Source organism: Ruegeria sp. BA12 (genome assembly GCF_056539625.1).
Genome location: NZ_JBQFVF010000001.1, coordinates 610,405 through 625,192 on the forward strand (window position 1 = coordinate 610,405; position 14,788 = coordinate 625,192).

General features: G+C 57.8%; 14 protein-coding genes. 8 read left to right on the forward strand and 6 right to left on the reverse strand.

Annotation, left to right across the window (positions count from 1 at the left end):
• Window positions 1–25: 25 nt before the first annotated feature.
• A complete protein-coding gene (locus tag ACR0B0_RS03045) occupies window positions 26–1,003 on the reverse strand; it encodes an alpha/beta fold hydrolase (RefSeq protein ID WP_480646358.1) in 978 nt (325 codons plus the stop codon).
• Window positions 1,003–1,293, reverse strand: coding sequence for an SCP2 sterol-binding domain-containing protein (locus ACR0B0_RS03050; RefSeq protein ID WP_058280950.1), 291 nt, complete (start codon window positions 1,291–1,293; stop codon window positions 1,003–1,005). Before ACR0B0_RS03050 ends, ACR0B0_RS03045 begins: the two co-directional genes overlap by 1 nt.
• 30 nt (window positions 1,294–1,323) lie before the next feature.
• Here ACR0B0_RS03050 and ACR0B0_RS03055 point away from each other — a divergent pair, with 30 nt between their 5' ends.
• The 6 genes from ACR0B0_RS03055 (at window position 1,324) to ACR0B0_RS03080 (ending at window position 7,222) form a co-directional block, all read left to right on the forward strand.
• Entirely contained in the window at window positions 1,324–1,932 is a 609-nt protein-coding gene (locus tag ACR0B0_RS03055) for a tetratricopeptide repeat protein (RefSeq protein WP_170348378.1), read from the forward strand.
• A 22-nt stretch (window positions 1,933–1,954) separates the two neighbouring features.
• On the forward strand, window positions 1,955–4,762 hold the full coding sequence (locus ACR0B0_RS03060) for a helicase-related protein (protein ID WP_480646360.1): 2,808 nt from the start codon (window positions 1,955–1,957) through the stop codon (window positions 4,760–4,762).
• A 6-nt stretch (window positions 4,763–4,768) separates the two neighbouring features.
• Complete coding sequence (locus tag ACR0B0_RS03065) at window positions 4,769–5,134, forward strand: RNA-binding S4 domain-containing protein (protein ID WP_170348380.1); 366 nt, start codon at window positions 4,769–4,771, stop codon at window positions 5,132–5,134.
• Between the two features lie 66 nt (window positions 5,135–5,200).
• Window positions 5,201–5,539, forward strand: a complete 339-nt coding sequence (fdxA, locus tag ACR0B0_RS03070) for a ferredoxin FdxA (RefSeq protein WP_170348381.1) — start codon at window positions 5,201–5,203, stop codon at window positions 5,537–5,539.
• Window positions 5,540–5,821: 282 nt separating this feature from the next.
• Complete coding sequence (locus tag ACR0B0_RS03075; protein ID WP_170348382.1) at window positions 5,822–6,337, forward strand: CarD family transcriptional regulator; 516 nt, start codon at window positions 5,822–5,824, stop codon at window positions 6,335–6,337.
• 114 nt (window positions 6,338–6,451) lie between these two features.
• Window positions 6,452–7,222: a potassium channel family protein gene (locus ACR0B0_RS03080; RefSeq protein WP_170348383.1), complete on the forward strand. Its 771-nt coding sequence runs from the start codon at window positions 6,452–6,454 to the stop codon at window positions 7,220–7,222.
• On the opposite strand, the gene cobS is transcribed toward ACR0B0_RS03080, so the two are convergent.
• Window positions 7,219–7,983 (reverse strand): adenosylcobinamide-GDP ribazoletransferase, encoded by a 765-nt coding sequence (gene cobS / locus ACR0B0_RS03085; RefSeq protein WP_170374877.1) that lies wholly within the window; start codon window positions 7,981–7,983, stop codon window positions 7,219–7,221. The two genes, ACR0B0_RS03080 and cobS, sit on opposite strands and share 4 nt — an antisense overlap.
• 79 nt (window positions 7,984–8,062) lie before the next feature.
• Here cobS and cobT point away from each other — a divergent pair, with 79 nt between their 5' ends.
• Window positions 8,063–9,076: a nicotinate-nucleotide--dimethylbenzimidazole phosphoribosyltransferase gene (gene cobT, locus ACR0B0_RS03090; RefSeq protein ID WP_170374879.1), complete on the forward strand. Its 1,014-nt coding sequence runs from the start codon at window positions 8,063–8,065 to the stop codon at window positions 9,074–9,076.
• 28 nt (window positions 9,077–9,104) lie between these two features.
• Here the strand turns inward: cobT and ACR0B0_RS03095 are convergent, their stop codons facing one another.
• Entirely contained in the window at window positions 9,105–10,985 is a 1,881-nt protein-coding gene (locus tag ACR0B0_RS03095) for a monovalent cation:proton antiporter-2 (CPA2) family protein (protein WP_170348386.1), read from the reverse strand.
• A gap of 19 nt (window positions 10,986–11,004) precedes the next feature.
• Window positions 11,005–11,460 (reverse strand): Lrp/AsnC family transcriptional regulator, encoded by a 456-nt coding sequence (locus tag ACR0B0_RS03100; protein ID WP_058281113.1) that lies wholly within the window; start codon window positions 11,458–11,460, stop codon window positions 11,005–11,007.
• A gap of 145 nt (window positions 11,461–11,605) precedes the next feature.
• Between ACR0B0_RS03100 and hppD the strand changes: the two genes are divergently transcribed.
• Window positions 11,606–12,703, forward strand: a complete 1,098-nt coding sequence (hppD, locus tag ACR0B0_RS03105) for a 4-hydroxyphenylpyruvate dioxygenase (protein WP_170348387.1) — start codon at window positions 11,606–11,608, stop codon at window positions 12,701–12,703.
• Between the two features lie 40 nt (window positions 12,704–12,743).
• Here hppD and ACR0B0_RS03110 read toward each other — a convergent pair whose 3' ends face one another.
• On the reverse strand, window positions 12,744–14,591 hold the full coding sequence (locus tag ACR0B0_RS03110; RefSeq protein WP_480646362.1) for a hypothetical protein: 1,848 nt from the start codon (window positions 14,589–14,591) through the stop codon (window positions 12,744–12,746).
• Window positions 14,592–14,788 lie beyond the last annotated feature (197 nt).

A 14,788-nucleotide genomic window follows, 5' to 3' on the forward strand; every position in this document is an offset into this window, starting at 1 on the left:
AAGCCGCCTTTGCGTGAGGTTTTGTTTAGCTGGAAAGAACAGCCGAGGTCGGTGTGTCCGAATGGGCGGCCAAAAAATGTGCCGTCAGTTGATCGAAGACGGGGCCGCGCACATCCGGTGCCTCCATCAGCACCTCATGTTCACCATCGGGAATTTCAACAAGTTTACCGCTGGGCCAGTTGGCCATCCGCGCCCGGATCGCTTTGCGGTCAACGATTTGCTCGTGACTGCCAAGGAAGGTCAGGGCGGGCGTCGCGGGAGCGTTTTGTTCCATCAGCCAGGCGCATTCGTCCAGTGCTTCGCGCAGCCAAATGGTCGAAGGCGCGCCAAGGGCCAGTTCCGGGTGCGCCTCAAGCTGGTCTTTCATCATTTGATACATCGCTGCATCTCGCGTCAGCATGTTGCCTTCGAAGGGTTGTGAGGCGACATAACTTTCCAGCGACGTGGTCGGAGGCGTTTTCTCACCCAGCCCAATTCGTGGCCCCCAATAGGCCGTCAACCGGCTGAGCGGTTTCATGATCGGAGTGAAAAATATCCCCCACATCGGGCCGGTAAAGGCGCAGGCTGCAAAAACGTCTCGCTCCAACACCGCGCGCAGACCAATTGCGCCGCCCATCGAATGGCCGATCACGTACCAGGGTTTGGGCAAATCAAGTTGGACGGCAAGTTCCAAGGCGGCATGCACGTCTTGTTGATAGTCGGTGAACTGATCGACATGGCCGACCCGGGGATCGTCCAGCAAACGGTCTGCCAACCCCTGACCGCGCCAGTCAACGGCCAGAAAGGCAAACCCACGGTTGATAAATTCAACCGCCGTGTTGCCGTATTTTTCGATGTATTCCGTCCGGCCGGGGAACATCATCACCGTGCCGTTTGTTGCACCTTCGGGGTACCAGTGACCCACACGGATACGCGTATCGTCCGCAGTCGTCACCCAATGGGCCGAACCACCGGCAGGTCCGCCGGCCACGTCTTCAAAGAAAGGGGCCGGCGAGAACTTCATCAGGCCAGCACCGAGGCGAGTTTCATGGCAATACCCATGTCTCCATCCACGCTCAGCTTGCCCGACATGAACGCACCGGTGGGGTTCAGGTCGCCGCTGAGGATTTGTTCGAACGTATCCGCATCTGCGCTCAGGGTGACATCTGCGTCGTCATCGCTGACACGTGCGCCGTCCGCGTCCAGTACGATAGCGCCCAGATCGGCGATGGCAAATTTGGCCGATGCGTCGAAATCGCCGCCGGACAGCTTTTCGTTCAGCGCGGCTGCGGCTTTTTCAAGAATGTCGCTCATGGTGTTCCTCATATTGTTTCTGCGCCGTGAATGGACATCCCCGGTCGCAACGCTACACTGAACATTGTTATGGGCATTGCAATCAACAATCTCAAACGTACCGTCACGGCACTTTTTGTCACGGTCATGTTTTCCACCAGTTCGGTGGCACAACAGGCGGATTCGCGGGACGAGGACGTCTTGCTACAGCAATTGGCGCTATCCACGCCGGAACAGGCGATTGGTATCGACCGTCAACTCAAAGCTCTGTGGTCGCAATCAGGCTCGGCCTCGGCGGATTTGTTGCTGGAACGCGGGCGCGAGGCGCTGGATGACGGGGATGTGTTGACCGCGGTTGAACACCTTACGGCCCTGACCGACCATGCGCCCGGCTTTGCCGAAGGGTGGCACCTGCGTGCTTCGGCGTTTTTTGGGATGGATCGCTTTGGCATGGCCGCGGCTGATCTGGAACATGCGCTGACGCTGAACCCGAATAACTACGAGGCTATTTTCGGGCTTGGCCTGATTTTTGAGATCATCGAACAGCCCGACAAGGCACTGGATGCGTATGAGCGCGCGCTGGCTATACATCCTCATCATGAAGAAGTAACCAATGCGGTGAATCGACTGAAGCCTCAGGTCGAGGGCTCGGCCCTCTAAAGAACCGGGGCAGGGGGCAAAGGTGAGCGGGTCATCCCGAATCGTGGCCGTACTTGGCCCGACCAACACAGGTAAAACCCATTACGCGATCGAGCGGATGCTGGGCTATCGGACCGGAGTAATCGGTCTGCCGCTGCGTCTGCTGGCGCGAGAGGTTTATGACAAGATCGTCGCCATTCGCGGCCCCTCTGTCGTGGCACTTGTCACGGGCGAGGAACGGATCGTGCCGCCCCGCGCCCAATATTGGGTCTGCACGGTCGAGGCGATGCCGGAAGGCATGGGCGCAGATTTCGTGGCCATCGATGAAATCCAGCTATGTGCCGATCCCGAACGCGGTCACGTCTTCACCGACCGCCTGCTGCGCGCGCGCGGCACGAACGAGACGCTGTTTCTGGGTTCGGACACCATGCGCGGTTCCATCGCGGCTTTGGTCCCTGAGGCACAGTTTGTCCGGCGCGAGCGGATGTCGCAGCTGGTCTATGCTGGATCCAAAAAAATCAGCCGCATGCCATCGCGCAGCGCAATTGTCGGGTTCTCGGTTGATAATGTCTATGCGATTGCCGAGCTTTTTCGCCGCCAAAAGGGTGGTGCGGCCGTGGTCATGGGCGCCCTCAGCCCGCGCACACGGAACGCGCAGGTCGATTTGTATCAGAATGGCGAGGTCGACTATCTGGTCGCCACCGACGCCATCGGGATGGGGTTGAATCTGGATGTGAACCATGTGGCGTTCTCGTCCCTGAGCAAATTTGACGGACGCAGAATGCGCCCTCTAGCCCCGAACGAACTGGCGCAGATCGCAGGTCGGGCCGGGCGCGGCATGTCGGACGGCACTTTTGGCGTGACCGGTGAGGCCCCACCGCTGGAAGACGGCGTGGCGCAGGCGATCATGGACAGCCGCTTTACGCCGATGAAAAAGCTGAACTGGCGGAATGCTGCTTTGCGATTTGGCTCGATTGACGCACTGATCGACTCGCTTGAGGTCAGCCCGAATGACGAACACCTGGTCAAGGCGCGGCCTGCAGACGATCTGAATGTGCTGAAATCGCTCTCGCAAGTGACCGAGGTTGCCGCCCGCGCGAGTGATGGTCAATCGATCCGTTTGTTGTGGGATGTGTGCCGAATCCCCGATTTTCGCGGCATCAGCCACGCGGAACACGCCAGCCTGCTCGAAGTGATCTATGGCCACTTGCATGAACGCGGTTCGATCCCAGATGATTTCATGGCGCGGCAAATCCGCCGGATCGACAGAACCGACGGAGATATCGATGCTTTGTCTAAAAGGTTGGCATATATTCGCACCTGGACATATGTTGCGCAGCGAAACGGTTGGGTGCATGACGAATCACATTGGCGTGACGAAACACGCACTGTAGAAGACAGGCTGTCAGACGCATTGCATGATCGTTTGACTCAAAGATTTGTGGACCGGCGCACGTCAGTGTTGCTGCGCCGGCTCAAACAGAAGGAGGCCCTTTTGGCCGAAGTAAATGACATGGGTGAAGTGACCGTCGAAGGCGAATTCGTCGGTCGTCTGGAAGGGTTCCGGTTTATCCCGGACAAAAGCGCGCAAGGAACCGAGGCGAAAGCTTTGAAAACGGCCTCCCTGCAAGCACTCGCGCCGCAATTCCATCTGCGCGCCGATCGCTTCTACAATGCGCCCGATACCGAAATTGATTTTACCGATCAGGGCGGCCTGATGTGGGGCGAATATGCCGTTGGCAAACTGGTTGCCGGGGCTGAACCGCTCAAGCCGATGGTCGAAGTGTTTGTGGATGAGGCCGCAGGCCCAGAGGTTGAGCAGAAAGTGCAGCGCCGTCTGCAGCATTTCATCGACCGCAAAGTGGCCGCGTTGTTCGAGCCGTTGCTGAACCTATCGCGGGACGAGGAACTGTCCGGAGTGGCCAAGGGCTTCGCCTTCCGCATGGTAGAGGCACTGGGCGTGCTGCCGCGTGCAGGCGTCGCGCAAGAGGTCAAGGATCTGGATCAGGACGCCCGCGGCGCGCTACGCAAGCACGGCATCCGGTTCGGTCAGTTCACCATCTTCATGCCGCTGCTGCTGAAACCTGCGCCGACGCGTCTGCGTCTGGTTTTGTGGGCTCTGGCCAATGGGCTGCAGGAATTCCCCGAAGCACCGCCTCCGGGTCTTGTCACCGTACCGGTCGCGAAGGATGCACCCGAAGGGTACGACACTATGTGTGGCTACCGCGATGCGGGCGAGCGCTCGATCCGGATCGATATGCTGGAACGTCTGGCCGACATGTTGCGCGCCGAAGACAGCCGTGGCGGGTTTGAAGCCAAGCCCGACATGCTGTCGATCACCGGTATGACGCTGGAACAGTTCGCTGACCTTATGCAAGGGCTTGGCTATAAGGCTGAACGCGGCGAGCGTGAAAAGGTCAAACCAACCCCAGTCGAACAACCGGCGGTAGAAGCGACCGAGCAACCCGCTGTTGAAGAAACCCCAGCACCAGAAGCGGCAACCGAAGAGGTCGTCACCCCCGCCGAGGCGCCAGCCGAGGCCACCGACAGCACCGAGGCGGCAGCCGAGGCTCCGGCAACGGATGAACCCGAGGTCGAGGTGTTCTATACGTTCACTTGGGGTCGTCAGCGTCAGGCCAACCGTGGCCCGCGTCGTGAACAGCGGCAGGGGCAGGGCAAAGGCAAGCCGCGCGGTAAACCGCAGGATGGTCGCGGTAAACCGCAGGGCAAGAAGGGTGGCAAGCCGCAAGGGGCCAAGACCTTCTCCTCCCGACCGCCCAAGAAAGAAAAGGCGATCGACCCCGATAACCCGTTTGCAGCTGCGCTAATGGGTTTGAAAGACGGTAACTAAACGCCGATGGCTGAGGCCAAGCTGCGGATCGACAAATGGCTTTGGCAGGCGCGGTTCTTCAAGACCCGCAGCCTAGCCGCCAAACAGGTCAGCGGCGGCCATGTTCGGTTGAACGGAAACCGGGTTCTGAAACCGGCGCAAGCTGTAGGACCCGGTGATGTTCTGACCTTTCCACAGGGGCGAATTGTCCGCGTCGTTCGAGTGGAAAAGCTGGGTGAACGCCGTGGCCCTGCACCCGAAGCGCAAACACTGTACTTCGATATGACCGAAAAGAAGGACGCGCCGCCCGGAAACCCCGGATTCGAAGGAAAAGGTCGTCCAACCAAGAAAGATCGGCGCGCGCTTGATCTTTCTCGTACCACTAGGGGCTGATCCGCCCTTGAAGACAGTATAATACTGGATTAGCTAAACGCCCAAACCGCAAACGGGATTCCCACTATGACCTATGTTGTCACCGAAAACTGCATTGGCTGCAAATACACCGACTGCGTCGAAGTATGCCCGGTGGATTGTTTCTACGAAGGTGAGAACACTTTGGTCATTCATCCCGATGAATGCATCGACTGCGGCGTGTGTGAGCCCGAGTGCCCCGCTGACGCCATTCGCCCTGACACTGAGCCGGGGATGGACCAGTGGGTGGAATTCAACCGGAAATACTCGGAACAATGGCCGGTGATCGTGACCAAGAAAGACCCGCTGCCCGAGGCCGAAGAGCGCGACGGCGAAGAGGGTAAAATGGAGAAGTATTTCTCGGAAGCGCCCGGCGAAGGCGGCTAAGCGATTCGCTCTCTGAACTTGTCGGTTCAGGTGTAGAAACAAGTTGCAACGCTTTGAAACTTATAAGGTTTCACGGCCATTTTTGGGCGTGCCCTTTCAGATGTCGTAATTTTGTGATATAATCGAAAGCTGAATGATGAATGAGATGGGGATGTACTCCGTAAGTATGTGTGCTTTGGAGTTCTGATTTTTTGACAAACAAGCCACCTGACGGGGCCGAAATGGCACCGGCTAGGCTGTTTTGTTGTCCGCATCTTACTCTATAACCAAGGATGAACCTGTATGTCTAAGTCGAAAAAGCTTGAGTTCCGCCCGAATGACTATGTTGTCTACCCTGCGCATGGCGTGGGTCAGATTATCTCGATCGAAGAGCAGGAAGTCGCGGGATATTCGCTTGAGCTGTTCGTTATCTCCTTTGAAAAAGACAAAATGACCCTGCGGGTGCCGACCAACAAAGTCACCGAGTCCGGCTTGCGGTCACTCAGTTCGCCCGATGTCATCAGCCAGGCGATGAAGACGCTCAAGGGCAAGGCCAAGGTGAAACGCGCCATGTGGTCGCGCCGGGCGCAGGAATATGAACAAAAAATCAACTCGGGCGATCTGATTTCGATTGCCGAAGTGGTGCGCGACTTGCACCGCACAGACGATCAGCGCGAGCAGAGCTATTCCGAGCGTCAGCTGTACGAAGCCGCGCTAGAGCGTCTGACCCGCGAAGTGGCCGCTGTGTCCGGCGCCGGTGAGGTTTCGGCCGCCAAGCAAGTTGATGAGGTGCTGACCTCGCGCGCTGCTGCCGCCTGATATCTGGCAATTCTGAAATTGGGGCCGCTCCTGAAAAGGGGGCGGCCTTTTTTGTGTCTTGTCTTGGTGAAATCCGCTTTTGCCGCTAATTTTCCAGTAGTCAGAGGCGGATACATGACCAGGATAAAGCAAACCGTTAAGTTTCTGTACATCGCGCATGACCCGATTTCGGTCTGGTTCCGCTATGGCTTGATCCTGTTTGACGCCGCGTCGATCGTGTTCTTCGTGTCCACGGCGAATGTGCCGCATGGGCCGGGGATCACGCTTGCCAGTCTGTGCGTCGGGTTTCTCATCTTGCTGGATTTTTTGGCCCGGTTATGGATTTCGAAAGACCGCTGGAAACTTCTGTGCAAGATTTACACACTGGCCGATATCGTCGTGATCGCCTCGCTGCTGCTTGAGCCGTTCTTGCCCGGAAACTTGGCCTTCGTGCGAATATTGCGCGCGTTGCGCCTGATCCATTCCTATCACTTGCTGCGGGATTTGCGGCGTGACAGTCAGTTTTTCCGAACGCATGAGGATGCCGTCATCGCGGCGATCAATCTGCTTGTATTCGTATTCGCGACCTCAACGGCGGTTCTGGTGTTCTTCATTCCTGATAGCAGCCCGCATGCCTATATTGATGCGCTTTATTTCACCATGGCGACGCTGACGACGACAGGGTTCGGCGACATCACCTTGGCGACACCGGCAGGCAAGTTGTTCTCAGTTTTCATAATGGTTGTGGGTGTGGCGCTGTTCGTGCGTCTGGCGCAGGCCGTTTTCATGCCGCAGAAAGTGCGCCACAAGTGCCCCAGCTGTGGCCTTTATCGGCATGATCCTGACGCGGTACATTGCAAGCACTGCGGCGAAACGCTGCGTATCGAAACCGGTGGTACGGCCTAAAGCGCGGCTACGACCGCGGTCATGAATGTCAGTTCTGCCAATTGCTGCGAAGCCCCTAGGATATCACCGGTCTGACCACCGATTTTGGCCTTTGCGACCCCGGCGAGCACCGCAACAACCAGCGCAGCGACGAAAGTTGGTGGAATGGCCGCAGCGCCCATCAAAAGTACCGCGCCTAGCAAAGCCAATCCAAAACCCGATGCAACCGTCACACCTCGCGGCCCTCCGACCGAGTGGCTCAGACCACTATTGCGCGCATTTGGCAGGGCATTCATCAGAACCGGCATAACCGCGCGGGACAAGATGCAGGCCGCAAGGATTGCGGCATAGTTGCTTGCCGTTAACAGGGTTGCAATCAAAGCGACGCGTATCAACTGCGTGAAGATCAGAGCCAGAACACCATAGGCGCCAATATGGCTGTCCTTCATGATTTCTAATCGGCGCTCCTGGGTGAACCCACCCCAAAGTCCGTCTACGGTATCGGCCAAACCATCTTCGTGCATCGCACCGGTGGTCATGATCAGAACCGCAACCAGGAAAACCGCGCTGACCATAGCGGGTAAATTCAAAGCCATCGTGGCCCAACCAACCGCGCAAGCCAGCAGCCCTATAGTCAAACCGACCACGGGAAACGCCCAGGCGGCGCTGGCCTGCCGTGCAAAGGTGTTTTCCGGTAGCCGCGGCAGCGGTAGGCGGGTCAGCAAGACCAGCGCTAGTGGTATATCCCACACGGAAAACAGCTTGGTGTCGTTTTTATGCACTCCCGCGCCTTTCGGGGTCTTGTTGGATCGGACGCTTCGGTTAAACACACAGGACCACTCTGATGCAACGAGGCTTTGGATGCTGCCCGAACTTAATGACCTGAAAACACTCCGCGACGCCCTGAGTCAGGCGCCGGGTTCGAATGATGCCGCATTGCAGGGCGCGGCTGACCGGAACGGACAGCTCACCAAACCGCCCGGCGCGCTGGGGCGGCTTGAGGAATTGGCGATCTGGTATGCCGGTTGGCGTGGCGATGCCCGCCCGCAAATCTTGGCACCGCAGGTTATCGTGTTTGCAGGAAATCACGGGGTGACGGCGCAGGGTGTGTCGGCTTTTCCACCAGATGTGACCGTGCAGATGGTCATGAACTTTGAACATGGCGGTGCGGCAATCAACCAATTGGCCAAGGCCGCAGGGGCCACCATGGATGTGCATGCATTGGAATTGGACCGGCCAACGGCGGATTTCACCGCAGGCCCGGCGATGTCCGAGGAAGACCTGTTGTCCGCCTTGCGCGCCGGTTGGACAGCTGTTGACCCCAAGTCCGACCTGCTAGTCGTCGGAGAGATGGGGATCGGCAACACAACCCCGGCTGCTGCAATCGCGTGCGCTCTGTTCGGGGGAGAAGCCTCGGACTGGACAGGGCGTGGCACCGGTGTGGACGACGCCGGGTTGGCGAACAAAACCCGCGTGGTGGCCGAGGGCGTGGCCTTGCACGCTGCATCGGGTGACGGGCTTGAGATCCTACGCCGTCTGGGCGGGCGTGAGATTGCGGCCATGGCTGGAGCGATCGCAGCAGCCCGTGTTCTGTGTATTCCGGTCATTTTGGATGGCTTCATCTGCTCGGCTGCGGCGGCCTGTCTGGCCGATGTGTCTGCCGGGGCTTTGGATCACGCCGTAGCTGGCCATCAAAGTGCCGAGGGCGCACACGGTGCGGTATTAGAGAAGCTGGGCAAACAGCCACTGTTGAACCTTGGGCTGCGCCTGGGCGAAGGGTCGGGCGGTGCGCTGGCGATCAATATCCTCAAAAGCGCGGTTGCCTGTCATTCAGGTATGGCAACCTTTGCTGAAGCCGGCGTGTCCGGCGGCTGAACCGGACGGTTTGATCCACCAAAAAGGATCAGGCCGATTTCTGAGCGTGTTTCTCAGCCAGTTCCAGCAGTTCGGTTTCCAGGTCTTTCTCGAATTGCTGGGCGCGCTCGATGTATTTCTTGTTTTCCGCCGTCGGCATGCCGGGAATCCAAAGCTCGGCCAGATCCCGGATCGAGGCTCGGTCGTGGTGATAAAAGGTCTGCTCGGCTTGTGCGGCCTCATATTCGCTGAGGCCGATATTCTCGAGCACATAGCGACCGGCGCGCAGTGAGCTGTCAAACATCTCGCGCACGATATCATTCGCGCCCGCCTGGTACAGTTCATACACATGGGTGCGGTCATGCGCGCGCGCGATGATGTGCAGATCCGGGCGTTGGCGACGTGCAAAGCTGACCAGACGGGTCACAGTCTTGCGGTCGTCCATTGCAGCAACCAGAACGGCGGCTTTATCAAGCCCCGCTGCACGCAACAACTCGGGCCGTGTCGGATCGCCCAAGAAGCCTTTGACGCCAAAGCGGCGCATAAGTTGAATGGTCTCGATATCATGATCCAGAACGATGGTCTTGAACCCACTGGCCCGCACCAACCGGTTCACGATCTGACCAAAACGTCCAATGCCCGCGATGATCACCGGGCCTTTCTCGTCGATCTCGTCAGGTTCGACCTGCGGGGTATTCTCCCTGATCCGACGGGACAAAAGGTCGTAGATGATGAACAACAGCGGAGTGATCAGCATGGTCAGGGCGATAATCATCAGCAGTTTCTGCGACAAATCAGGTGGGATTACGTTCTGCTGCGTGGAAAAGGCCAGCAGGACAAATCCGAACTCACCCGCCTGGGCCAGACCCAGCGTGAACAGCCAGTGATCGCGCCCGCGCAGCTTGAAGGCGCGCCCGACCAAATACAGGATGGCCCCCTTTGTCAGAATGACCAGCAGCGCCAATCCGATCAACTCAAGCGGGTCGTTGAAGAAATAGGCGACGTCAATTCCGGCACCAACAGTGATGAAGAACAGGCCTAGGAACAAACCCTTAAAGGGCTCAAGGTCGCTTTCCATTTCGTGCCGAAATTCCGAGCTGGCCAGAACAACGCCTGCCAGGAAAGCGCCCAGGGCGGGGGACAGACCAACAAGGGTCATCAAGAAGGATATCCCAACGACGATCATCAGGGCCAGCGCAGTATACATCTCGCGCAGGCGGGTGGCGTGGATGAAACGGAACAGGGGGCGCGTCAGGTAGACGCCGGCAAGGATCACAAACGCGATAGCACCAAGGGTGACCAGCGTGACGGCCCAACCGGGCAGGCCCTCGACCAGAGATAAGCTGTGATGCGCCGTGTCGTGCAAGTCCTTCGCGCCGCGGTCAATCGATCCGTCGCTTTCGATATGTGGCATGGCTGGCAGCGCCAACAGCGGCAGCAAGGCCAGAATGGGGATCACTGCGATATCCTGCGTCAGCAGCACGGAAAACGTGGCGCGGCCTCCGTTCGTCTGCATCAACCCTTTTTCGGACAGGGTCTGTAGTACAATCGCCGTCGAGGATAGCGACAGGGTCAGACCAACGGCCAACGCCACGGACCATGGGTGGTTCGCATAAATAGCAACAGCAGCAATGGCGGCAGTTGACAGACCGACCTGCAGGCCGCCTAGCCCCAAAAGCCTGTCGCGCATGTCCCAAAGCGCGCGCGGTTCAAGTTCCAGTCCGATCAGGAACAGCATCATAACTACGCCGAACTCGGCCACATGCTGCAGGCTTTCTGTTTCCGCACCAACCAGCCCGAATATGGGTCCGATGACGATCCCGGCGGCCAGATATCCCAACACCGACCCCAATCCCAGACGCGCCGATAACGGCACTGCGATCACGGCAGCTGCCAGATAGATCGAAGCCTGATAGAGGAAGTCGTCCATGTCGGTCCTTTCGGTCGGGTCAGGTGGGCAACGGGGCGTCGCGTTTGAGCTGGTCCATCACGATTTGGCTTTGAACCCGCGCCACGGCAGGATGCGGCAGGATCACCTGGTGAAGCAAGCGGTTGAGCGCGGCTAGATCGTCGCAATAGACATGCAGCAGGTAATCTGCCTCACCTGTCATCGTCCAGGCGCTGGTGATCTCAGGCCGCGTGTCCACCATGCGTGCAAAGCTTTGCGATTGTTCGGGGCCGTGGGTGCCCAGATGTACTTGAACGAATCCCTGAACATGCAGCCCAAGTTTCAGCGGGTCCAGTCGCGCCGCGTATCCGGTGATGTATCCTTCGGCCTCCAGCCGTTGCCGCCGCCGCCCGGCCTGACTGGGCGACAGGTTCAGCATCTCACCCAGTTGATGTGCAGTCAGATGGGCATCCACCTGCAAAGCGGATAACAGGCGCATATCGGTGGAATCCAACATATGCGGAAAATCTCCAAAATTTCGCGCAAATATGCGGAATTTGCGCACTCTTGCCTAGTTTACACGAAAACTATGCGCAGAAACAGCGCCAGTTAAGGCATATTTTGGAATCAGCAAAGAAATTCCTGTTTTAAGGAGACGCGCCATGGGTCCTTTCCCCCACAACGCCCCGAAATCTGTGATCAGCAAAGAAAATCCGGTCGGTACGGACGGGTTTGAATTTGTAGAGTTCGCCCACCCCGAACCGCAGGAGTTGCGCGACCTGTTTGCCAGAATGGGTTATGAAAAAGTTGGTCACCACAAGGATAAGCCCACGGTCGAGCTGTGGCAGCAGGGTGACGTGACCTATATCCTCAACGCTGACTCTGAAAGTTTTGCGGCCCGCTTTGCTGCAGAACATGGCCCCTGTGCTTCGGCGATGGGCTGGCGCGTTGTGGATGCGCAAAAAGCTTATGAACACGCTGTGGCCAAAGGTGCAGAACCCTATGATGCGGCGGACAAGGTCATGAATGTTCCGGCGATTAAGGGGATCGGTGGCTCGCTGATCTATTTCATCGATCAGTACCACGACACTTCGCCTTATAACCAAGAGTTCACCTGGACCACACAGTCCAAGCCGCGTGGCGATGGTTTCTATTACCTCGATCATCTGACGCATAATGTTTATCGCGGGAATATGGATAAGTGGTTCGAATTCTACGAAACTCTGTTCAACTTCCGCGAAATCCGATTTTTTGACATTCAGGGCAAATTTACCGGCCTTTTCAGCCGCGCCCTGACGTCGCCTTGTGGACGCATTCGCATTCCGATCAACGAAGACCGGGGCGAAACCGGGCAGATCGTGTCCTATCTCAACAAGTATAAAGGTGAGGGGATCCAGCATATCGCAGTTGGTAGTGAAGATATCTATGCCTCGACCGACGCGATTGCCGAGAAGGGTTTGAAATTCATGCCTGGCCCGAACAAATCCTATTACGAGATGTCCAAGGAACGGGTTGCCGACCACGACGAGCCGTTGGACCGTATGATGAAGCACGGCATTCTGATTGACGGCGAAGGTGTTCTGGATGGCGGCGAGACCAGAATCTTGCTGCAAATCTTCTCGAAAACCGTGATCGGCCCGATCTTTTTCGAGTTCATTCAGCGAAAGGGCGATGATGGGTTTGGCGAGGGAAACTTTCAGGCCCTATTCGAATCTATCGAACGCGAACAGATCGAAAGCGGTGAAATTTCAGCGGCTTGAGTTCGTGTGTTAAAGCAAAATGCGGGCGTTCGCGTCCGCGTTAGCTGCGCGGCATCTTCAGCGTCAGGTTCCTGCCTTTTTTCTGATAGCGCAATTCGCTGTCACCAATTGCGATCACCTTGCCGCCGTCCACCCTGTCACCGACCTTCAGCTTCTTATAACGACCGCTAGGCAGCCGAACCAGAGCGCGGCGGTTGGCGGGTGTTCCATAAACCCCGATCAGGTTCAGTTTACGCAGGTTCAGCGCGTTGTCGATTGTCGCCTGACGCGCGACCGAAGCGGCAGACGGAATTTTGGGAGCAACGGCTTTGGGTTGGAATGACCCGGCCTCGACCTGACCGATGGCCGCCGTTGATCCCAGATTGGCGGTTTGCGTCCCGGTAGGTGGTGCAAGACCTGCCGGGCGGGATTTTGGTCGCGGCACGCGCACCACCGCCAGTGCGGTTGGCGTATAGTCAATCTGCGGCTGTTGTTGCAGTGAGGCAGGGCGCAGTTTGGGGCGCCGTCCCGCCAGTTCTTCACGTGTTCGTCCGCCCAGCTGCTGACGTTCGAACTGTTCGATCAGATCGCTGGGGCGGGGCTTTGGGCGCAGCCCGGCCAACCTGTCAGGAGTTTCCTCAAGTGTGGGTTCCTCTTCGAACCGGACAGGTGGCTCGGGTGGTGTCTTCGAAGGACGCCCGAGATAGACGACAATACCGTCCGGGTTCAGCGTCCCCTCAGCGCTGGGTGTGACCAGGCCGCGATCATCAAGCTCGAACTGGGCGCCGGCGGTGCTGGGCAGGGCAACCTGTTCAAAGGGTTCATCTGTGTCAAAGCTTTGTGCCGCAGGCAGGGCAACGGCGTCAGTCGACAGGTTGGAGTTGTCGACCGAAACCAGATACGGCTCATCCTGGGGGGGGAAAGCCGGGGGTAACAGGGGATCGGGCGCGATGATCTCAAGGCCGGGTTGGGCTGACGTTGCTTGGATCACAGGGTCGCGGGCAACCTCTTCCACGATTGTCGGGGCGATGTTTAAGGCCTCGAGAATAGCTGTGTCCGTGGGCGAAAGATCGGGTTGAATATTCTCGTTTTGGGCAGGTGCGTCCTGTTCAGAAAGGGTGGCGTCCGTATCAAGCTCAGCCGTTTCGGCAGGTGGCACTCCGGGCGTGGTCGGGTTCTCGGTTTCGACACTGGCCTGAGGGGTGGGTGCGGGCAGGGCGTCTTCTACCTGTGCCGTTTCCGGTTCGGCTGTTTGTGTCTCGTTTGATCCGATCAGCGCCCATGCGCCCAACACTGCCGCTATCCCCAGCGCTGCCGTGGCTGGTACAACGTACTTTTTTGTAAATACCTCAGTGGGTATTTTGGTGGGGGCGGAGGCCGCCGGCGCAGATCGGAATACATCCGGGGCTGCTTCTGCGGCGATGGGATGTACATTTGGTTCTGCTGCGTCCGATTGAACCTCATCTTTGGCCTCGGTCGCAAAGGGTACAGTTTCTGAAGCCCCAAACAATGGTTCAGAAGGGAAAGAACTGGCGTCGGTATCTGTAGTGAAATGAACCGGTATGAAACCGTGTTCGGTTGCAAAGTCGCGTGCCTCATCCAGTGTTTGTTGCGTCACGGCGGCGACATAGGTGGTGGGGCCGACGGTCGCGGTGTCCAAAACTAAGTCCTCGACCGTATATGGCGTAGCCTCGGCCAGCTTTTCCTTTGCGTCTTCTCCCAAGGGCCGATTGTCAGTTTCCACCGACAAAAAACGCACCTGCTCGGTCGGGATTATGACCTTGCACCGTAGGTTGTTTTCCAAAGCAAATGCTTTTTCCCGCAGGGCGTGAAGTTGCGCATTCAGGTCCGACGCGTCCAATGCAACCTTACCAATGCAAAACCAATCCTCATCGGATTGGTGGTGCACAGATATTCCGGTTGCAGAAAAAGACAGCGCAAAGGCGGGTTTCATATTCCCGAGGAACCATAATTGTCAGCATCGATGCAAACGACTTTTCGTCCGCAGGCTGACATTAAAGCAGGATCTCGCCGAGGGAAAGAAAAAGCCAGCGCTTCCCCTTGTCTGATAAACCCTGGCGGCCCCATCTTGGTGCAGAAGATATT

Coding starts and splice junctions, on each gene's coding strand:
- hppD (WP_170348387.1), top strand. CDS start 11,606: ATGGGTCCTTTCCCCCACAACGCCCCGAAATCTGTGATCAGCAAAGAA.
- ACR0B0_RS03075 (WP_170348382.1), top strand. CDS start 5,822: ATGTCTAAGTCGAAAAAGCTTGAGTTCCGCCCGAATGACTATGTTGTC.
- ACR0B0_RS03050 (WP_058280950.1), bottom strand. CDS start 1,293: ATGAGCGACATTCTTGAAAAAGCCGCAGCCGCGCTGAACGAAAAGCTG.
- ACR0B0_RS03055 (WP_170348378.1), top strand. CDS start 1,324: ATGGACATCCCCGGTCGCAACGCTACACTGAACATTGTTATGGGCATT.
- ACR0B0_RS03095 (WP_170348386.1), bottom strand. CDS start 10,985: ATGGACGACTTCCTCTATCAGGCTTCGATCTATCTGGCAGCTGCCGTG.
- ACR0B0_RS03065 (WP_170348380.1), top strand. CDS start 4,769: ATGGCTGAGGCCAAGCTGCGGATCGACAAATGGCTTTGGCAGGCGCGG.
- cobT (WP_170374879.1), top strand. CDS start 8,063: ATGCTGCCCGAACTTAATGACCTGAAAACACTCCGCGACGCCCTGAGT.
- fdxA (WP_170348381.1), top strand. CDS start 5,201: ATGACCTATGTTGTCACCGAAAACTGCATTGGCTGCAAATACACCGAC.
- ACR0B0_RS03100 (WP_058281113.1), bottom strand. CDS start 11,460: ATGTTGGATTCCACCGATATGCGCCTGTTATCCGCTTTGCAGGTGGAT.
- ACR0B0_RS03045 (WP_480646358.1), bottom strand. CDS start 1,003: ATGAAGTTCTCGCCGGCCCCTTTCTTTGAAGACGTGGCCGGCGGACCT.
- ACR0B0_RS03080 (WP_170348383.1), top strand. CDS start 6,452: ATGACCAGGATAAAGCAAACCGTTAAGTTTCTGTACATCGCGCATGAC.